The 21,433-nt window shown below is 44.8% G+C and carries 14 protein-coding genes; 5 read left to right on the forward strand and 9 right to left on the reverse strand.

The window, feature by feature from the left end; translation table 11 throughout:
• Nucleotides 1-10 precede the first annotated feature (10 nt).
• From M5X66_RS02950 to M5X66_RS02970, 5 genes are all read right to left on the reverse strand, one after another.
• On the reverse strand, nucleotides 11-2,800 hold the full coding sequence (locus M5X66_RS02950) for a M16 family metallopeptidase (RefSeq protein ID WP_270103866.1): 2,790 nt from the start codon (nucleotides 2,798-2,800) through the stop codon (nucleotides 11-13).
• On the reverse strand, nucleotides 2,790-4,496 hold the full coding sequence (locus M5X66_RS02955; protein ID WP_154633885.1) for an ABC transporter ATP-binding protein/permease: 1,707 nt from the start codon (nucleotides 4,494-4,496) through the stop codon (nucleotides 2,790-2,792). Before M5X66_RS02955 ends, M5X66_RS02950 begins: the two co-directional genes overlap by 11 nt.
• A 47-nt stretch (nucleotides 4,497-4,543) precedes the next feature.
• Entirely contained in the window at nucleotides 4,544-7,297 is a 2,754-nt protein-coding gene (locus M5X66_RS02960) for a secretin and TonB N-terminal domain-containing protein (RefSeq protein WP_154609729.1), read from the reverse strand.
• A gap of 117 nt (nucleotides 7,298-7,414) precedes the next feature.
• On the reverse strand, nucleotides 7,415-8,416 hold the full coding sequence (locus M5X66_RS02965; protein ID WP_154637587.1) for a FecR family protein: 1,002 nt from the start codon (nucleotides 8,414-8,416) through the stop codon (nucleotides 7,415-7,417).
• Complete coding sequence (locus M5X66_RS02970; protein ID WP_036950242.1) at nucleotides 8,416-8,952, reverse strand: RNA polymerase sigma factor; 537 nt, start codon at nucleotides 8,950-8,952, stop codon at nucleotides 8,416-8,418. Before M5X66_RS02970 ends, M5X66_RS02965 begins: the two co-directional genes overlap by 1 nt.
• A gap of 165 nt (nucleotides 8,953-9,117) precedes the next feature.
• On the opposite strand from M5X66_RS02970, the gene M5X66_RS02975 reads away from it, so the two are divergent.
• A complete protein-coding gene (locus M5X66_RS02975; RefSeq protein ID WP_036950244.1) occupies nucleotides 9,118-9,900 on the forward strand; it encodes an energy transducer TonB in 783 nt (260 codons plus the stop codon).
• 13 nt (nucleotides 9,901-9,913) lie between these two features.
• Here the strand turns inward: M5X66_RS02975 and M5X66_RS02980 are convergent, their stop codons facing one another.
• Nucleotides 9,914-10,675 carry an AhpA/YtjB family protein gene (locus M5X66_RS02980; protein ID WP_036950246.1) on the reverse strand — a complete coding sequence of 254 codons (762 nt, stop codon included), beginning with the start codon at nucleotides 10,673-10,675 and terminating at the stop codon, nucleotides 9,914-9,916.
• A 141-nt stretch (nucleotides 10,676-10,816) separates the two neighbouring features.
• Here M5X66_RS02980 and serB point away from each other — a divergent pair, with 141 nt between their 5' ends.
• The 3 genes from serB to nadR all read left to right on the forward strand — a co-directional run bounded on the left by serB (nucleotide 10,817) and on the right by nadR (nucleotide 14,833).
• Nucleotides 10,817-11,794 carry a phosphoserine phosphatase gene (gene serB / locus M5X66_RS02985; protein ID WP_036950248.1) on the forward strand — a complete coding sequence of 326 codons (978 nt, stop codon included), beginning with the start codon at nucleotides 10,817-10,819 and terminating at the stop codon, nucleotides 11,792-11,794.
• A gap of 205 nt (nucleotides 11,795-11,999) precedes the next feature.
• Nucleotides 12,000-13,382 (forward strand): DNA repair protein RadA, encoded by a 1,383-nt coding sequence (radA, locus tag M5X66_RS02990; RefSeq protein ID WP_036950249.1) that lies wholly within the window; start codon nucleotides 12,000-12,002, stop codon nucleotides 13,380-13,382.
• A 206-nt stretch (nucleotides 13,383-13,588) separates the two neighbouring features.
• A complete protein-coding gene (gene nadR, locus M5X66_RS02995) occupies nucleotides 13,589-14,833 on the forward strand; it encodes a multifunctional transcriptional regulator/nicotinamide-nucleotide adenylyltransferase/ribosylnicotinamide kinase NadR (RefSeq protein ID WP_036950251.1) in 1,245 nt (414 codons plus the stop codon).
• Nucleotides 14,834-14,877: 44 nt separating this feature from the next.
• Here nadR and ettA read toward each other — a convergent pair whose 3' ends face one another.
• From ettA to M5X66_RS03010, 3 genes are all read right to left on the reverse strand, one after another.
• Complete coding sequence (gene ettA, locus M5X66_RS03000; protein WP_108479217.1) at nucleotides 14,878-16,545, reverse strand: energy-dependent translational throttle protein EttA; 1,668 nt, start codon at nucleotides 16,543-16,545, stop codon at nucleotides 14,878-14,880.
• Between the two features lie 360 nt (nucleotides 16,546-16,905).
• Nucleotides 16,906-18,099 (reverse strand): hypothetical protein, encoded by a 1,194-nt coding sequence (locus tag M5X66_RS03005; protein WP_270103867.1) that lies wholly within the window; start codon nucleotides 18,097-18,099, stop codon nucleotides 16,906-16,908.
• Nucleotides 18,100-18,110: 11 nt separating this feature from the next.
• A complete protein-coding gene (locus M5X66_RS03010; RefSeq protein WP_036950255.1) occupies nucleotides 18,111-18,872 on the reverse strand; it encodes a hypothetical protein in 762 nt (253 codons plus the stop codon).
• 527 nt (nucleotides 18,873-19,399) lie between these two features.
• On the opposite strand from M5X66_RS03010, the gene sltY reads away from it, so the two are divergent.
• Nucleotides 19,400-21,316 (forward strand): murein transglycosylase, encoded by a 1,917-nt coding sequence (gene sltY / locus M5X66_RS03015; RefSeq protein WP_270103868.1) that lies wholly within the window; start codon nucleotides 19,400-19,402, stop codon nucleotides 21,314-21,316.
• Nucleotides 21,317-21,433 lie beyond the last annotated feature (117 nt).

Raw genomic sequence — 21,433 nt, forward strand, 5'->3', positions numbered from 1 at the left:
GCTGCCGATCTTATGGCGTCATCATAAATACTTTCTGATTTTGACCTAAGTATTTACTAGCTAATTGATTTATCTGTGGGAGTGTTAAGGATTCAATCACCGCACGTTCTTGCGTGAGGCGCTGATATTGCCCATCATCCGCCGCAACTTGCGCGAGGGCTTCAGTCCAATAGCTAGAGCTATCCGTGACTTGCGCATTTTCAGTGAGCCAAATATTTTTGGCTTCCGTTAACTCTTTTTCCGTTACGCCCGTTTGGCGCAGCTGCGCAACGGTATTGTGTGCCAACGTCACCATCTCTGAAGCTCGTTCAGGCGCGGTGGTGAAATTTAAGCGTCCGGTATAATAGGGTTGTGGTTTCTTCGCTAACATTTGCGAGAAGCTAAGGGCATAAATACCGCTGGCTTTTTCACGCAATTCGCTACGCAGGCGCTGGCTAACAATGGTATCAATCAGTTGCAGAGCCAGCTGATCTTGCTGAGACCACTGGGCAGGTGCAGCAAATTGAATGCTGATCATGCTCTTATCGCTGCTACTGATCGGATACTGCTGATTAAAGCTCGTCATCTTCGGCATGATCCCTTGGTTGCGCCATGCCAGTTTTCCATCATGGGCAGGTAGCGTCGCAATCCACTGCTCCAATAATGGTTTCAGTTCGCGGGCATTCATCGCACCAGTGATCACCAATGTCATATCTGATGTGGAGGAGAGTAATTGACGGTTGGCTTGTTGAAGTTGCTGAGCGGTAAAGGTTTTCCAAGCGCCTTCAGGGGAGATCACCAGCAGCTCACCATGTTGGTAACTTTGCTGATTAATATGGTCAAGGAAGGTGCGCTCTACAGGCATTTTCGATAAGTTCAGTGCGAAAGCCTGCTTTTGCTGCTCGAGTTTCTCTCCACTAAATTGCGGTGCAGTCAGTTTTAAATTCAGTAATTGCAACGCCGTTTCAAGATTATCTACCGGGGTTTTACCGCGATAACCGTGGTTGAGTAATTCGCTATAAGGGCGAACGCTGACCTGATTTTGTTTCGCCAACAATGCTAAGTCGCGGGCGCTGTAATTGCCATAACCGCTGCTTTCTGGCAGCTTCATTGCCCAGTCGGTTAAGCCTGCGGTTTGCAGGGTTTCAAGGGAACGTCCACCCGGTAGCTGTAAGTTAAACTGAATATCATCTTTAAGATTTTTATCCGTTTTAACAATCACTTTAATGCCATTACTGAGTGTCCACTGTTCCGTTTTTTCGATAGGTAGTGACGTCTGCTCGGTAATTGTGCCTTTTGCTACGACAGGTAATTTCAGGCTAATGGCTTGCGAGCGTAGTGTGAACGATCCCGGCTGTGTTTGGCGAATACGTTGCCACTGTTCACTGAAGGTTTGTTTGTTCACTGCCTTTTCATCGGTATCAGGGCCAATCAGCGCTAAGCGTGGGGATGCCACCTGTAAAAGGTTAGCCACATGGCGTTGTAAATCTTGAGGCTGGATATTTTTGGTTAATTGGTAGCTATTATCCAACTGCTGGCGTTTGTTCCACATCGGCATCTCATATTCGAGTGCGGTGGTCAGTTGCCCTGCTAAGTATTCATTACTGTAACGCTGCTCGGAACTGGCTTGTTGACTGAGTTTCTTCAGCATGCCTTGTTTAGCGCTATCCAGCTCTTGCTGCGTCACAGGCTCGGTCGCTAGGCGTTGTAGCTCAGTAAACAAAATTTCGGTTGCACCCGCATAATCATTACCTTTTGGATGGATAATCATGAGCTGCTGAAGGCGTTGGTTATCTAGCATTGCTCCTTGTTCATTAATACTAATCGACGGCAAAATACCATTATCGACCATCACGGAAAAACGCTGATTCAAGATGGTTAACCATAAATTATCCATCAGATCGTCAGTTTGACCTTGGCGAGTATTCAGCGGCGCGGAGACATTTTTTTGCAGTGAAAACTGAACGTAGCGCGCACCTTGTTCTTTATCAAAGACCCCTTGAACAAGCATATTGTTGGAATCGGTAAAGCGCTTCCATTCTGGAGAGTCTTGGGAAATTTTTTCCGGCTTTGGTAACGCAAACAACGTTTTTACTTCATCACGTACTGTTGATGCGCTGAAGTCCCCAATAACCAATAAGCTCATGCGCTGAGGCTGATACCACGTTTTGTAGTAGGCTTTGGCTTGTTCAATAGGGGCTTGGCGAACCACATCAAGAGAGCCAATAGGATTGCGCTCTGCGTAGCGGCTACCGTGGTAACGTAATTTTTCGAGGCTGTCATTAATGCGATAGCCCATGCCTTGGCGTAAACGCCACTCTTCAATAATGACGGGGCGCTCTTTTTCAAATGCTTCTGCATCGAAGGTCATATTCGCCGCCCAATCCGCCATCACTTGTAATCCTGTGCTGACTTGCGCTGGCGTGGCATTTGGCAAGGATAATTTATATAGGGTGCTGTTGATGCTGGTGATCGCATTGACGTGGCTACCGAGTTTCAGCCCTTGTTGTTCTAATTGCTTAAAGCCAGTGGTACCCGGAAAATGTTGGGTGCCTTTAAACGCCATATGCTCAGTGAAGTGAGCTAAACCGAGTTGCTGCTCGGTTTCTTGCAATGAACCTGCATTGACCAGTAAACGCAGCTCGACCCCGGGTTGATTGCGCTGAAGCAGATAAACTTGCAGCCCATTATCGAGTTGATAATGTTGCAGATCTTGGCGTACTGGCAGCAATGTTTGCTCGCCAGATTGTCTAGGTGTGCCGTTAACACAGCCGCCTAAAAGTGCGGCAATGACGGCGACCAAGGTAATTTTACGAAGCATATTCTGGGGCTCCTGTCATAAATGGGGTATTTCGCGTTGTTTCAGATAAACGCAGATGCTTGTCAGCTAATTGGTCAATAAAGCCTTGGTGGCTAACCAAAATGATGCTGCTGGCGGGAAGCTGAGCTTTCAGCATGTTCAGTAAAGCGAGTGCACTTGGCTCATCAAGAGCGGAGGTCATTTCATCCAATAGCATTAACTTAGGTCGATTCAGAAGCAGTCGCGCAAACATAATGCGCTGCTGTTCCCCGCCAGAAAGTCGGTTGTTCCAATCGGTTTCCAAAGCCAGTTGTGAATGAAGTTTTTCCAGCCCAACAAGGGTTAGCGCATATTTCAGATCCGACGCTGCAAATTGGCTGGCATCTTGTGGGTAAGCCAATAAATTATCTAAACGACTTATTGGTAAATAAAGGCGCTGCGGGATCCACATTAAGTTATCCGTACGCGTAATTTTGCCGTCAAAAAATGGCCAATGACCGCTTAATGTGCGCAGTAACGTGGATTTACCAATACCCGAACGGCCGGAGATCAACATCAGCTCACCGCTGTTGATGCTAAGAGAGACGGTGCTCAGTAGTGGGCGATGATCTGCCGTAAACAGGCTCAAGTTTGCCGTTAATGGTACGCTATCTTCGTTGATAGTGGCCTCTGGGGTTTTATCGTTTTCCAATAACACCACGAAGTTATACAGACGCGCGACGGTGGCTTGCCATGCGGCAATCTCTTTATAGGCAAAAATAAACCAGCCCAATGAAGTTGCAACACTGGTGAAAGCTTGGCGTAGCTGCATTAATCCACCCAGCATAATCTCACCCGCTAAAAACTTAGGTAATGCGAGTAACACAGGGGCGAGAGCGGTCACTTGCTGATAGCCAACGGTATAAAACGATAAATTACGTTCACAGCGAATTAACTGATTCCAGTTACGGATAATTTCACTAAAGCGGGCCATCAGCTCTTTGCGGTCTTGTGGCTCACCCCGTTGCCCTGCGATAGCGTCCCCATGTTGGCGGCAATTGATTAACGAGCTACGGTAATCTGCTTCACGGCGCTGTTTATCCATATGCAGGCGGCGCAGTGGGAAACCAATGAGCTGGGTTAGCGCGATGCCGATGATGGTGTAAATAATACAGGCCCAGAACATATAGCCCGGAATGGTCCAATCGCTGTCGGCGAAATTAAATGAAAGGCTTCCTGAAAGGGTCCACAAAATCGCGGCAAAGGAGATCAATGTCAGCATTGAGTGCAGGAAGGTGACTAACAGATTCAGTGTGGATTCAATCAGTAAGCGAATATCTTCCGCAATACGTTGGTCTGGGTTATCTGGCTCTTGGGAGGCGAGCCTCAGCATATAGTGCTTACTGTTGCCCGAAAGCCAGCGACCAAGTACTTGCTCGGTCATGCCTTTACGCCAACGGATAATTAGCATCTGCTTGAGGTAGGTGCCCATCACCACCACAAAAATCAGCCCACTGACTAAAATCACAAAGTATTGCAGCAGCCCATACAGTGCTTGTCCGTCTAGCTTTTGCAGGGCGTTATAGAAATCCCCGTTCCACATGTTCATTTTGACATTGAACCAGACGGAAGAAAGGGTAAGCCCTAACGAGGCAAACAGCAGCACCCAGCACAAAAGGGCAGCACGCTGCCCCCAAAAAGGTTTAACTAAATAGAGAAATTGTTTAATGGTCTTCATGACTCGATTTCTTAGGTTATGTGTTTGACATTGCGCACGGCTATCACTTAGAGATCGTAATTCACTTGCAGCCAGAACTGACGACCCGGATCATAAGATTTGATCGTGCGGTCATTGAACATAAAGCGGTCTGCAATATTTTTATTATTCAGTACGTTATTTACTTCAACCGAGAATCCAAAGCCGTAAGCAAAGTCAGGTTTCCAGCCTAGGCGGGTATCCCATGTGTATTTGCTCGCAAAGTTTTGCTTGGTGTATTTGCGTAACTGACCATATTCAGGATCGGTGTAGTAAGCGTTGTCATAACGAACCGCTTGGTCACGAGAACCCCACCATTGAAGGCGGTTGTACCATGTGACGTCATACTCATCCCAAACACTGGTCATCTCTAGGTTAAGCTTAATCGGCGAGTTAAAGCTGGTGGATGGCAGTTTTGATGAATCAATCACTTTGCCGTCGTACCACACTTTGTTGAGGTTAACTTTGTTACCTGGATCGAATGAGTTATAGCCAGAGTCTTTTGGTGTATTACTTTCGCTTTGCTGCCATGTGAACGAGGCGGTCATGACATGTGATGCCTCTGCCCATTCCCACGGTTGGCTATTGTTGACGGATAATGTCACGGTATCGTGAGAACTGCGCCCACCGTTGTCGTACATACGAATGCTACGTTTATTGGCATCGCGACTGTCGTATTTGGTGCGGGTACGCACTTCGTCATAGCCTTCACGATGAACATACTGTAAGCGCCAAGTGGTCGATAAAATTTCTTGTTGTAGCGCGAGGGTTAGCTCATCGTTATAAGGGGTTTTAAGAGAATCGATCCCTTCGTAGTCACGGGCGTCATCCCAATCATTTTTATTAGGATCAACATCGCACATAAAGGTGCAGTTCTGCATTCCCGCATTCTGCGCACCATAAAGGGCATAAGTCAGCATTGAGCGACCGTAATAACGGTTTGCCCCTGCAATTAGTAGGGTTTGCTTATCGCCAAATAGGTCATAGGTGCCTGAAAGACGAGGGGCAACGTTAGTACGATTAACAAAGTCATCGCGATCAAGGCGAACGCCGGGACGTAAGGTTAATTTGCCATATTGCAGATTATCATCGAGGAAGATAGCGTAATTGGTGTAATCAGCCGAGTGAGTGCCAGCTTGGAATCGCGTGATATTTTGTGCCGCGCCAACCCATTGGAGATCATCCGCATTGCCCACAAAACGGTAACGATAATAGTCTTTATCACGCTTATAGGTACCTTTGGTATACGCAATTTCGGAGCCCAGTGTTGGCTGGTGGGTTATTCCGAGTCCATCTACCATTGAGTTTAAACGCATTACTGCTTTTGCAGAATGCATTCTTTGCTCTGTGGTTAAGTCACCTTGACCACCACTGCGTAAGGATTGTGGGTTTTTCCAATCGCTATAATCCAGCAGCTCCACATAATCTTTCTGATCATTTTTACGATCATCTTTGAGATCTTGTGTGCTGGCGGTTAACTCTAATTTTCCGATATCAAATTCATGTTTGAATACACCAGTAAACCCAAGACCATCATGAGTGCTGTCATAGCCTGAGTTTAATACTGAGCTAGCGAATAGATAGCTATCGTATTTTGCATAGTTTACAGAAAGGTCAACAGAGTCCCGTGGAGTCAAATCCATCGTATATTTCAGGAAAAAGTTATCGGAATCACGACGCTGTTTTCTGGTGCCTTCTGCGGAATAAATTTCTTCTAGTTCACCGCTACCATTGAGTGTCACTCCCGTTCCACCCGTCACCGTCATCGGAATCGTCGAACTACGGCGAGATGCGGAGAACACCACACCTGAGTTTTCTGTCACACCCAATTCAAACCAGCCACCAAAATCATTTTTATCGTAACGATCTTGGAAACGAGCAGGGTTGGCAGTGTCATTTTTGGTGGTATCAATGGGCTGGCTCGGATCGTTGAACAGATTATTCCAGCCAGAACGGGTTAAGCGGTAGTAAGCGTGAGCGCTATTTTCACCTTGCCAACGACGGCTGTTTACCTCAACGGTTCCTCCCGTAAAACCACCGAATTCCACTGGGATGTTGTTATCATAAACGGCCATGCTATCAATCAAGCGACTGTCGATGTAAATCCCTTGGTCGCTGCTACTCAGTCGTGTGGCGGTTTCACCTAAGCCACTGTCGGCAGGGTCAAAGTCATTGTTGAAGCTCACGCCATCAAGGCGATAGGCATTTTGGTAGCTACTGGAACCATGAATAGAAATACGCGAAGGCTTAATTTCCCCTTGGTTCATGGAGTTGCTATCGTTATTCGCAAACTGCACGGCAGGGTTGGTTTTCATTAAATCGGTAATATTGCCGTCACCAGTATTTTTTTGGCTGATTTCTTCTGAGGTGACGTATTGCGGTGCAGACATGACGTCCATGGCAGGATGATTTTGTACCACGCCCGACACTTGGGTTTCAGGTAAAACTAACGTGCCTTGGTTTAAGTTTTGAGGACGAATAACCAGCATGCCGTTTTCGTTAACCAGCTCTAACCCGCTACCAATAAGAATTTTTTGTAATGCGGTTTGCGGGGTATAGCTGCCAGAAAGGGCGGGTGCGCGTAGCCCGTTGAGCTGGCTTTTGTCATACAGCAGTGAAACCTGACCTTGGCGACTGATTTGCTCAATCGCACTTGCCAATCCTTGTTCTGGTAATGAGAAAGTAATTTCTTGGGCGATAGCAGATTGGCTGACTAAAGCACTGGTGACCGCCAGTGACAGCGCAATCGGCTTGAATCGACCGAGTGTGAATTGAATTGCCATGGATATCCCTTATTCTTAAGCTGCACGAAAAATGTGCTAAAAAGTCATCAATAAAATGAAGCTACTTAAGAAGAGGGTGAAATGAGAATTATCCTCACCTGCAAATGAAAATATTTTTTATTTATTTTTTTTGTTTTGGATAATCAGTAGGTTATTTTTATCCTGATACACGACTTGCACAGGAAGGAGTGAGGGAAGTGCCTGAAAAAAGGCATCTGGCTGCTGAAGGTTAATGCGTCCGGATATTTTCCGGTTGGCTAAATTGCTCGGAGAGAGTTCAACCTGAAAGTCGGAATAGGTTTTTAATTCAGACAAAACTTCACCGAGGGGCTTATCCACAAAGTTGAGCTCACCGAAACGCCATCTTGCCACCTCTTGCGGGGAGACTGAATTGAGCGCGATTTTTCCATTGATGCTCGGGCTTAACGCCCCTTGTCCGGCAAGCAGTAATACGGGTTTTTGGCTGTTGAGGCTTTGAAAACTCACAATGCCTTGGCTGACACTGACCGCCACCTGCTCGCCTTTTTTATTCACTTCAAATTCCGTTCCGACGACCTGAATTCGCCGTTGATCGACATTGATAACGAACGGGCGATAAGGGTTGGATTTCACTTTAAAATAAGCGGAACCTTGGTCTAAGTAGAGCTGGCGGATTGGCGTTTCATAAGCGACTCGAATGCGGGTATCGCGATTGAGAAACAGCTGAGAGCCATCTGACAATGTCACTTCTTTGGTGGAGTCAGTGGAAACCAGCGTCATGTTATTGAGCAACATGGAGGGAAGCTGGCTGTAAGGTAAAAACAGGACGGCAGCAATAAAACAGGCGGCAACTAGATGACCGAGAGGCTTCCAAAACGATGAAAAACCAAATTTTGACGCTGTCGATTTAACAAGCGCAGGGCGCGGAACTTTTTCAATATCTTGCCAAATCCCCGCAATTGCTTCATAGGCATCCTCATGGGCTTTTGAAGCACGTAACCAAATTTTAAATTCTTGAGATTGTTGGTCACTGAGCTGTTGACTATGAACACGGGTAAACCACAGCGCCGCGTCTTCGTCGATGCGTTGTTGCTCGACTGACGAGGTATTTTCTGGCTGCTGGGTTTGGTTGTTTGCCATTACGGATGATTGCTCTTATCGTCTAGATATTTTTTACAATGCACTAATGCCGCTGCAATATGTTTTTCCACCATACTGATCGAAATTTCCATACGCTCTGCAATTTCACTTTGAGATAACCCATCAAAGCGATACAGCAAAAAGGCTTCTTTACGCCGTGGAGGCAAAAGATCAATCGCCTCGCCAAGTCGCGCAATTCGCTGTTGGTGCTCTAAAATTTCGCTAGGGTCGGCGGTGGTTTGCTCAAAACTTTGTTCATGCACCACTTCATCAATCGAGGTATGGGACTGGCTCTGTTGATGATTCCGTCGCCAATGGTCAATTAACACATTGCTAGCGATTTTAAACAGATAAGCACGGTTTTCCTTCACAGGATCCTGCGCTTTACGGTTTAGCCATAGTGTAAACACATCCTGTGATAAATCATCCGCATCGTTACTATTACCTAGTCGACTGCGGAAAAATCGCACAAGCTGACCGTAGGTTGATTGATATGCGCCGCTGATTTTGCGGGCAAGGGATTTATCGATAGTCATTTTCTGGTGTCAAAAGTGAAAATAGTTTAATAATTAGCTCAAATTGACTTTATAAATTAAATCAATATCTTGTAGTTACTATTGTTATTTTATTAATAATAATGAATATCATTTTGATTTGTATTATGCCTATAATCAGCGAAAAATAAAGATGTGAGGCAAAATATGAACAGCAGTGTGGGGCAGCTGGGAAGCCCAATTTTTCGTCCTCTGGGCGGTTTATGTGGAAGTCTTGTTTTCCATGGAATACTGGCAATGCTTTTTATTGGGTGGTTTACATCAAACCTACCTAAAACTGGGGTTTTACCCCCCGCAATTTCTTTACAATTAGGGCTTTATCAACTGGAACAGCAGCAGGAGCCTGAAGTTAATAATGCGCCTAAACAGCAGATGGCAACACGAGAAGAAATTGAGCCTGAAGTTGTTGAAAAAGCAGAGAAGTTACCCCAAACACCACTGGTTGATAATGGGACATTGACGCGCGTCACCGAGAAAAAACGCCCGCCAAAGAAAAAGCCAGTTCAAGAGAAAAAAGTGGTGGAAGAAGCTCCCGTTTCGACTCAAGAATCCGAAGTGACGTCGGTGCCAACTTCTGGCAGCGCTTCGAATAGCAGTGCGAATTTTGCGAGCAGTGCCGTTGCACCCGTCAGTGGTCATCATGGGTGGGAAAGTGAAGTTCATCAACGATTAGCGAAAGCAAAGCGATACCCACGCGCTGCATTGCGTTTTCGTTCAACGGGCGTTTCTCAAGTCAAAATTATTGTGGATAATCAAGGCCAGTTAGTGAGTGCTAGCTTGATTAATTCGTCAGGTACCAAGCTCCTCGATAAAGAAGCGCTAGCGACTATCGAACGCGCAGCACCGTTTCCGATGCCACCTGAGACTTTGCTAGCCAACGGAAAAGTGGAACTAATTGCACCGATCGTGTTTGATACGACGTCAATCTAGGCGGAATTAACGGTTATTGTTTTTCTGTAAACTTGCGCGCCACCCGTCTTGGTCGATGTGGACTTGGCTCTTTTCGGCGTTTGGCGCGTGGTGATTTTAAGGGGCTACGTGTATTTTTAGCCCCATTTGTCCCTATGCTCTGTTCCTCGGGCTTATCTTCACTCTCTTCCGCGTTTTCGTCAGGTTCGATAATCAATTGCTGCTGACCTTTCTTTTTCTTCAGGCGCATTAGGGTGTTCGCCAAAATAAAGCCAATACACAAAGATAATAAAATAAATACGCGCATGATATTAACGGTGTTATCGGCTTGCTGAAGATCAGTAGTGAGCGACTCAGTATCGATGGTCAGGCGTAAATAGCCTTTAGGTTCTTTGGCGCCTTGAACGGGAACCACTAATTGATACTGAAAATTCTGTAGTCCAGTGTTTCCTTCGAGGGAAAGTCGCTCTTTGACCGTGGCGGGTTCCCCCACTTGGGTGACTAACACGCCTGCCGCCGTGTATAAACCGACATCCAAAATATAGTGATCTTTAGCTAGATGATTTAAATTGGCATTAATTCGTTCTAAATTAAAATCTTTGCTGCCGGGAACCACATAATCGGATAAGCTGAATGCCACTTGCTCAGCTAATACTTGAGTTAATTGCTTAAATTGCTCTAGTCTGCTCTGGCTTTGGTTATAACCTAAATATGAAACCCCGTGCATTAGGAAGGTTATCAGCGCAACGCAAACAATGATAATAACGGTTTTGTGCAGCCTAAATGGGAGTTTCATAGGAATAATCGTGCTCTTTGTCTGTTTTATCGCAATTAGCAAAGTTATGAAGCGTTAACTTGCTGGAAAATTTAAGTATAGTAATTTTATGCAGGGTATACATTATAAAAAAAGTTGTATCCACAACAGGAGCTAATTTTCATGCCAACGAGTTTGACCTACTGTTATCTGCCTGATGAAATTCAAAAATGGCCGGGTTTACCCTTATCGCTAAGTGGTGAAGAAGTGATGCCATTGGATTATCGTGCGGGGGACACTGGGTGGTTGTTATATGGTCGCGGCTTAGATAAAGCACGTATCAGTGATTTCCAACAGCGTTTAGGGATAGCGATTGTGATTGTCTCCTCTTGGCGCATTGATGATTACCAAGTTGTGCGCATCGCGGGCAGCATTACCCCTCGCATCAAAAAATTGGCAGATGAAAGCCAATTGGATGTGGTGCCACTCGGTAAAATCCCACGTTTACGATCCCCAGGGATCTTACTCATGGATATGGATTCCACCGCGATCCAAATCGAGTGTATCGATGAAATCGCCCGTCTGGCAGGAGTCGGCGATCAAGTCTCTGAAGTGACCGAACGCGCCATGCAAGGGGAGCTCGATTTCACAGAAAGTCTACGTGCTCGTGTGGCACTGCTCGAAGGTGCCGACGCGGCTATTCTCGACCAAGTGCTCGAAACCTTACCGTTAATGCCGGGGTTAACCAGCTTAGTTCGTAAGTTACAAGCGATGGACTGGCATATTGCTATTGCTTCCGGCGGATTTACGTTCTTTGCCGATAACCTACGCCAGCGATTAAAACTGGTCGCGGCAGTTGCCAATCACCTCGAAGTCAAAAATGGCAAACTGACAGGTAAAGTTAAAGGGGCGATTGTCGATGCAAAATACAAAGCGCAAACCCTCGTTAAACTGGCAGAAAAACTGAATATCCCAATGGAGCAAACCGTCGCCATCGGTGACGGAGCAAACGACTTGAAAATGCTCAGAAAAGCAGGACTGGGGATAGCGTATCATGCAAAACCAAAAGTGTTTGCAAGGGCGAAAGTGGGGATTAAGCATGCGGACCTCATGGGAGTCCTTTGTGTCCTTAGCGGAGGCCTCAAGCACGAAGAACGCTAAAATCTTCTTCATTCTTAGCGTGACAACGTTGTTGGCTGCTCTTAGCCACCCTAGTCACATACTTGTGTATGCTCCTAGGGCTGTCTGCGTTTGCCGCCTAGTTGTCACGCGAATAATTTTGAAGATTAGAACTTGTGTCAGTTAAAGATTTAAAGATTTAAAGATAAAGCGTTAAACATTTTTTTTGGGTGATTAAGGAGTGGCTGTGGCGAAAGGTGCGAAAAGGGCATTTGTGTGTAATGAGTGTGGGGCGGATTATCCGCGCTGGCAGGGGCAGTGTAGTGCCTGTAATGCATGGAATACCATTACGGAAGTGCGTTTGGCATCGACGACTGCGGCACGTACGGATAGGCTGACGGGCTATGCCGGTAATGCGGCGGGCGTCAGTAAAGTCCAAAAACTCTCTGAGATTAGCCTCGAAGAACTGCCACGCTTTACCACTGGATTTAAAGAATTTGACCGCGTGCTAGGTGGTGGGGTTGTGCCAGGTAGTGCCATCCTGATAGGGGGAAACCCCGGAGCGGGGAAAAGTACCTTGCTGCTGCAAACCATGTGCTTACTATCGCGGGAGATGAAAACCCTGTATGTCACGGGGGAAGAATCCTTACAGCAAGTTGCCATGCGTGCCCACCGATTAGGACTACCGACTGATTCACTCAATATGCTGTCGGAAACCAGTATTGAACAAATCTGCCTGACCGCAGAGCAAGAGCAACCCAAGCTGATGGTCATCGACTCCATCCAAGTGATGCACATGGCGGATATTCAATCCTCGCCGGGCAGTGTGGCGCAAGTGCGTGAAACCGCGGCATATCTAACTCGCTTCGCAAAAACTCGCGGCGTGGCGATTATTATGGTGGGTCACGTCACCAAGGATGGCTCATTAGCAGGACCTAAAGTGCTTGAACACTGTATTGACTGCTCCATTATGCTCGATGGTGATGCCGACAACCGCTTTCGTACCTTACGCAGCCACAAAAACCGCTTTGGTGCCGTCAACGAGCTGGGCGTATTTGCCATGACGGAACAAGGCTTAAAAGAAGTCAGTAACCCGTCCGCCATCTTCTTAAGTCGTGGAGATGAAATTACCTCGGGCAGTTCTGTGATGGTCGTTTGGGAAGGTACGCGACCATTGCTGGTGGAGATCCAAGCCCTTGTCGATCATTCTATGATGTCGAATCCGCGCCGTGTTGCGGTGGGGCTGGAACAGAACCGTTTAGCGATTTTGCTGGCGGTATTGCATCGCCACGGTGGATTACAAATGTCCGACCAAGACGTGTTTGTGAACGTCGTGGGCGGGGTAAAAGTGACGGAAACCAGTGCTGACCTCGCGCTGCTATTATCATTGGTTTCAAGTTTCCGTGATCGCCCATTACCTCGCGACCTTGTGGTATTTGGTGAAGTGGGGCTGGCTGGGGAAATTCGCCCAGTCCCAAGTGGGCAAGAACGTATTTCCGAAGCCGCAAAACATGGCTTCAAGCGGGCCATTGTGCCTCACGCCAATATGCCGAAAAAGTTACCTGCCGATATGAAGGTTTATGGGGTGAAGAAGTTGGCGGATGCGCTTAGTATTCTCGATGAATTCTAAATTATCGTCATGCTCCGAGCTGTCGCATTGTTGCTTGCGCTTGCTAACCCTAGTCACATACTTTGTGTATGCTCCTAGGGATTAGCGGCACTTAGCGCCTAGCGACAACACGGATCATTTAGATAATATAATGTTCAGATAATGATGAGATAGCGAGAGAAAAGATTCTCTGTTAAAAAGGGAATAAAAGCGAAAGGATAAATAATATGGCTGAATTTGACTATCTAAAGAGTGCCATCAAAGGTGCGGGTTACACATTGCAGCAAGTAGCGGATGCGACCGAGATGACCAAAGGCTATCTCAGCCAGTTAATTAATGACAAAATTAAAAGCCCCAGCGCGCACAAAATCGCGGCGCTTCATCGCTTTTTAGGCTTAGAGTATCCGCTTCAACAAAAAACGATTGGTGTTGTTTTCGGTAAGTTTTATCCGCTCCATACAGGGCATATCTATTTGATTCAACGGGCTTGTAGCCAAGTGGATGAGTTGCACGTGATCCTCTGTCATGATGAGCCTCGTGATAAAGAACTGTTTGTGAATAGCTCCATGTCACAACAGCCTACTGTCAGTGACCGCCTGCGTTGGTTATTACAAACCTTTAAGTATCAGAAAAATATTCATATTCACTCTTTTGATGAGCAAGGGATAGAGCCATACCCTCACGGTTGGGAAGTATGGAGCGACGGGATGAAAGGCTTTATGAAAAAGCACAATATCAACCCGAGCTTTATCTATTCCGGCGAGCCTCACGATGTGCATCGCTATAAAAAATACCTGGGAATTGAAACTATTCTTATCGATCCTGAACGCACATTTATGAATATTAGCGGCAACCAAATTCGCCAAGCGCCATTCCGCTATTGGGAATATATTCCAACCGAAGTGAAGCCATTCTTTGTGCGTAAAGTGGCGGTGTTAGGCGGTGAATCAAGCGGTAAATCCACCCTCGTCAATAAATTAGCCAATATCTTTAATACTACCAGTGCGTGGGAATATGGGCGCGATTATGTGTTTAGCCACCTTGGCGGTGACGAGATGGCGCTGCAATATTCTGATTACGATAAAATTGCGTTGGGTCACGCTCAATATATTGATTTTGCAATTAAATATGCGAATAAAGTGGCGTTTATTGATACGGATTTTGTCACCACGCAAGCATTCTGTTTGCGCTATGAAGGGAAAGAACACCCATTTGTGCAGGCGCTGATCGATGAATACCGTTTTGACCTTGTTATCTTGCTGGAAAATAATACTCCGTGGGTAGCAGATGGTCTACGCAGCTTAGGCAGTGATAAAGACAGAATGGAATTTCAAACATTACTGATTGAAATGCTGAAGAAAAATAATATTGAATTTGTGCATGTGGAGTCGTCAGACTACGATTCACGCTTCTTAGAGTGCGTTTCTTTGGTTCAGCAATTATTGATGCTGGATGATTCACTTTCCGCATAAAAAAATGGCACCCAAGGGTGCCATTTTTGATCGTAATAGACGAATTATTTAGTCATCTTTTTGTACTTGATGCGGTGTGGCTGCAGTGCATCCGCACCTAAAGTACGTTTCTTGTAATCTTCGTACTCAGAGAAGTTACCTTCGAAGAAGGTGATATTGCCTTCATCTTGGTAGTCGATGATGTGCGTTGCGATACGGTCAAGGAACCAACGGTCATGGGAAATAACCATTGCACAGCCCGGGAATTCTAACAGGGCGTTTTCCAGCGCACGTAAGGTTTCAACGTCGAGGTCGTTGGTTGGTTCATCGAGCAGCAATACGTTACCGCCAACTTGCAGCAGTTTTGCCAGATGTAAACGACCACGCTCACCACCAGACAGCTCGCCCACGCGTTTACCTTGGTCAACGCCTTTAAAGTTAAAGCGGCCGACGTAAGCACGGCTTGGGATCTCAAAGTTGCCGATACGCATGATGTCTTGACCGTTGGAAATCTCTTCCCATACAGTTTTGCTGTCATCCATTGCATCACGGAACTGATCCACAGAAGCAATTTTCACGGTATCACCCAAGGTAATTGAACCAGAATCTGGCTGCTCTTGACCGGAAATCATACGGAACAGGGTAGATTTACCTGCACCGTTTGGACCGATGATCCCGACAATCGCTCCTTTCGGGATCGAGAAATTCAGGTTGTCGATCAGAACGCGATCACCATAAGACTTGCTCAGGTTTTCCACTTCGATAACTTTGTCACCTAAACGCGGTCCAGGTGGGATAAACAGTTCGCTGGTTTCATTACGTTTTTGGTATTCCACGCTGTTAAGCTCTTCAAAGCGAGCCAGACGCGCTTTACCTTTGGATTGGCGACCTTTCGGGTTTTGACGGATCCACTCAAGTTCTTTCTCAATGGATTTACGACGAGCCGCTTCTGTTGACGCTTCTTGCGCCAGACGCTCATCTTTTTGTTCCAACCAAGAAGAGTAGTTACCTTCCCATGGAATACCTTCACCACGGTCAAGTTCAAGGATCCAACCTGCAACGTTATCGAGGAAGTAACGGTCATGGGTGATCGCCACAACGGTGCCTTCGTAGTCGTGCAGGAAGCGCTCTAACCAAGCAACGGATTCAGCATCCAAGTGGTTGGTTGGTTCGTCGAGCAGCAGCATGTCTGGTTTTTCCAGCAGCAGGCGGCAGATAGCCACACGGCGGCGTTCACCCCCAGACAAGTTGCCGATAACCGCATCCCAAGCTGGCAGGCGCAGTGCGTCAGCAGCACGTTCCAGTTGGTTGTCTAAATTATGACCGTCTTGTGCGGCAATAATCGCTTCCAGCTCGCCTTGGATTTTCGCAAGCTTGTCAAAGTCAGCGTCTGGATCGGCATATTGTGCATACACTTCGTCTAAGCGAGTTAAAGCATTTTTAACTTCACTGACCGCTTCTTCAACGGCTTCACGAACGGTATGTTCCAGATTCAGTTTCGGTTCTTGTGGCAGGTAACCAATTTTAATACCTGGTTGAGGGCGTGCTTCCCCTTCAATCTCAGTATCAATGCCAGCCATGATGCGCAGTAATGTTGATTTACCCGCGCCGTTGAGACCTAAAACACCAATTTTCGCCCCAGGGAAGAAGCTCAGAGAGATGTTCTTTAAAATATGACGTTTCGGGGGAACCACTTTTCCCACTCGATACATACTGTAAACGTATTGAGCCAATTTATTTACCTTTTGTTTTATAACATAATTTTTAATCGCATCGCTCGGTTATTCACTTTGTAAGAACTCATAAATTCAAGGCGAATAGTGAGATTCCAAAAGCGAAAGTGTGTAAAACGAGCCACTCAAAAGTAATTGCGTCTAACTGTAATTGTTCCTGCCTTTATGTCAATAACTTCCCATGCAAGTGATGACAATTCAGGGGGCTATCACCTCATCATGCAATCAATATTAATTCATTATTGATGTCGATTATTACATATAACAAAAGGCTCGAAATAGGTGTTGAGTAGGGTTGGGATGATAATTGATGGGATCTGAACTGCAAACGGCTAGACCCCAATATATGAAGTAATGGTATTAAAGATAAGTGAAGTAAACCTCAGACATTTCACATTCGATACCATTTATAATAGCTGTAGAACGTTCGCCAATAAGGTTACTATTTTCATCAATAAAATCAACAATGTCGAAATCTGTATTAATTCGCTCAACACCTAATTCTTGTAACGTATATATTTCACCTGCATGAGATATGCCGTCCATTTGATGATTTACCCATATGCGCAATGAAGCGTAAATTTCATCATTTTTGTCGATATATCCTTTTTTGTCTTTGTCCAAATCAACAAGTTTAAAGAAACCTTCCATGCGCTCAGAGCCACCAAACAGATCATTAACGCTAGTTACGTTGTCAATACCTTGTTTGTTGTAAACTAAAAAACCAGAAGTTGGCATAATCCACGCGGAGGTAACGTTATGGCCAATTCCTAATAAATCAAACTGAACGGATTGATCAAAAATTGAGGTCGTTTTTATGCCACAGCCGTCTAGATTAATAACAATCGGTGAAGCAACAGTGAGGTTCTTAACCACAAATTCCTGAACTTCTAGTTCGCAAGTTCCCTGTTCCATAGTAAAATGCTTGGCAACATCCCATGCATCCGTTGATTTAGTGTCAAGCCATTTCCCCCCTGAAATTGTAGTTGGCACAACAGCATCTATACACGGTTGAGCCCAATTAGGTAATTGTTCAGGTCTCCATCTATTAGGGGTTAATACCACTTTGCGTGCTTCTTTAATTTGATAATTATCGCCAGAGCAAAGAGCATTACTTAGGTTTGCATAAATACTCACTGCAGTATTTGGTTGTAAATAATTAGGCAATTGACTACGCCCTAAAGTAGTTTGATTAAATACTTGCATTCCAAAGTCAACACAATTGCCACAAGCCAGCGTATATTTCATATTACCAATACTAGATTCATGATGTGCTTTTTGGGCATATTTTAACGCGTTCGTAAAATCATTAGATGACAACTTTGCGTAACTGAAATGATGCGGTGATTTTGCATCGATTTTACGTCGATTATCACTTTCTTCATTAGATACACCAGATGGGCGATCTTTATTTTTTAGATTTGCACCAAAAGTTCCTTTATTAACACCATTACCATCGATAAAAGTAAAATTAACATGCCCTGTTGCAGATTTAACGCCTACATCAGAGTAATTAGCCTCAAACTGATTAATACGGATATATGGTTGAGCCATAAAAAATATCCTTATTTTTTATTGCGAATAAGTAATATTGATTGCATCTTTTCATCTACAATCGACGAGTAAGTTTCTGGATTTTTTGTATCACAATCTAGAATGTAACGTGCCTCACCTCCTGTTCTGCCTAAGTATGAAATGTATGGATATTTTAAGTTGGTAAATTTTTTTGCATCTTCAACAGAGGTTAAAAATGCACAAGGGTTTTCCATGGCATTAATGACTAGTTCTCTTTGTTGTAAATTATCAAAAATAAAAGGTGCTATTTTGAAAACAAAACAAGAGGTTGGTGTGTCATTGATGCGATAGTCATTACAACTGTTTTGCCGAATTAGAGGATTTGGTTCAGTGATATATTTGACTGTTACTCTCATTGTGGGAGTTATAATTGTATTAGGATCATGAACATCAATTTCTACCATCTCACCGTTTTTATTTATGAAATGCTTAGTCTCTAATAAAGTAAATGAATCGGATTCAACTAACGAACACCCTCCAATTAAGGCAGTATTTACAACTTCATCCTTTCCATTACATAAGTGTTGAGATACTTTTTTGTTTTTATTATTTTTTATTAAGCCAGTTGCATAAGCTGCGTAGATGTTTTTACCAGTAATATTTTCCATTAATGCAGATGTAGCGGCATCCTGTACCGCAATAGAAGGGATAAATCCAAACGAATCTCCTTTATGCATCGAGTATGCATTTGTAAAGAAAGGAATTAGCACAATACTGAACATTAATACATTAGGCTTACAACTAAAATTCATATACAAATCCACTTTTAGTTTGTCAAAAAAGCATAAAAAAAATATTACATATAACATCCGTAAATGGAAATGATTATCATTACAAAATTTAATTTTGTTCAATAAAAATGAAAAGATAATAAATAACTCTATCTCCCTACTTTAATTGAGACATTTCGGCTTGGAACTTTCTAACATGCCAAACTCAACAAATTTTAAATATTCACTATCTGAGTTTCTGTCAAACCTGCTTCTTGAATATGACCTTTGCAATAGTAGGGCAGAAAATCTAATTATAATTATCTTATTTTAGGGAAAGTCGGCAGAGGCCTATACCCGATTGCCCCTAGGCTGGTCTAGGTTATCCGTGTTGTCAGGGTTAACGAATCGAATAAGTAAAAGATTGTAAACCCAACCATTTCAAGAAATCTCCTCTGTCGCTGGCTGAAAACTTTAGGTAGCATTAACATTATTGATATATCTAATGAATGCTTTGAGTATGTTTGAGAGCAATCTCTAACAAGATTTAAGCGATGGAGCGAATAAACATGAAAGGTTGGTTAGCGGCAGTTCCGGTCACCATGCTGTTGGTATCCACAACAGTCTGGGCAGATTCTTTACAGGCACAACGTGAACGTTATCAAGCAATTAAAGTCGCTTGGGATGCCAATAAGATGGATGAAGTCGAGCGTTTATTACCAACCTTACGTGATTACCCGCTGTATCCGTATTTGGAATACCGCGAGCTGTCGCAAGATTTAGATATTATCTCGCCAAAACAAGCGAAAGAATTTATCGATGCATACCCAACGTTGCCTGTGGCGAAAACCCTCAAAAGCCGGTTTGTGAATGAGCTGGCGCGTCGCCAAGAGTGGACATCGTTATTGGCATTTAGCCCTGAGCCGCCACAACCTGCGGAAGCACAATGTAATTTCTATTTTGCGAATTGGGCGACAGGAAATAAACAGGTCGCGTGGCAGGGCGCTGAAAAAATGTGGCTCAATGGTAATTCCATGCCAGCTGCATGTGACAAACTGTTTACTGAATGGGAAAAAGCCGGATATCTTTCAACGGATATGATTTTGGCGCGTATTCACCTTGCGATTAAAGACGGTAACACCTCAACGGCAACTTACCTCGCGAAACGCTTACCAAGCAGCTACAAAACTATCTCTGATGCGTTGGTTAAACTACAAAATGACCCCGCTTCGGTTGTCTCGTTTGCGAAAACATTGACGCCGACGGATTTTACGCGTCAAGCCACATTAGCTGGATTTAGCCGCTATGCGCGTCAATCCCCTGATGCAGCCCGTACTGCATTAGCAGGGATCAGCTCTGCCCAGAAAATGAATATGGCAGAAAACCAGCAAATGAAAGATAGCATTGCGTGGCAATATATGGGAGTTGATGTCACTCCTGAGCAGGAAATGTGGCGTGATGAAGTGATCCGTGAAACTAATTCTGCCGCCTTAAAAGAGCGCCGTGTACGTTTAGCGCTGGGAGAAGGGGATAAAACGGGATTAGCATCATGGTTGCGACAACTACCGAACGACGTAAAAAATAAGGAAGAGTGGCAATATTGGCAGGCTATCACCTTGATTGATCAAGGTAAAACTGCTGAAGGTGAAAGCATACTGCGAGAGTTAACGTCGAAGCGTGGATTCTACCCAATGGTTGCCGCTCAGCAGTTAAAAATGGATTACCCAGTCATGGTGAATAAAGCCGTGAAACCAGACTCCAGTATTCATAGCATGCCGCAAATTCAGCGCATCCGTGAGCTAATGTATTGGGAGATGGATAATCTGGCGCGCTCCGAGTGGATCAATTTGGTCTCTTCCATGTCACCTAATCAACAAGAGCAGCTCGCCCGTTATGCCTTCGATAATAAATGGGCAGATCTGAGCGTTCAAGCCACGATAACCGCAAAACTGTGGGATCATCTTGAAGAGCGTTTCCCGCTGGCATGGGAAAAACAGTTTGATAATTACACTCGCAGTAAAATGATCCAAAAAAGCTATGCGATGGCCATTGCTCGTCAAGAAAGCGCATGGAACCCGCAAGCACAATCTCCAGTTGGCGCGACAGGCTTAATGCAGTTAATGCCAGCGACAGCAAAACATACGGCGCAAAAGCAAGGCATCACTGGTTATGTGAATGCAGGGCAACTGACTAACCCTGTGATGAACATTGAGTTAGGTACCGCGTATCTTGACGATGTTTATCAGCAATTTGGTAATAACCGTATTTTAGCCAGTGCGGCGTATAATGCCGGCCCATCACGAGTGACTCGCTGGTTAGGTAACAGCGCAGGGCGTATCGATGCGGTGGCTTTTGTGGAAAGTATTCCGTTTGCAGAAACCCGTGGTTATGTAAAAAATGTTCTCTCTTATGATTTGTTTTATAAACATTTCTTAGGTGAAAAAGGCAATGTGTTATCCGTGAACGAATGGAATATGAAGTATTAATTTGTATGGCGTTTCATCTTGTTGGTCGGTTTGGTTTACCTCCAACAAGATGAGCGCTGTATTTTTAACTATACGAAATAGTGTTCTGTGCTATTATTTGTACTAGTTTAATAGTAT

This window comes from Providencia sp. PROV188, assembly GCF_027595165.1.
Lineage (GTDB): Bacteria > Pseudomonadota > Gammaproteobacteria > Enterobacterales > Enterobacteriaceae > Providencia > Providencia lanzhouensis.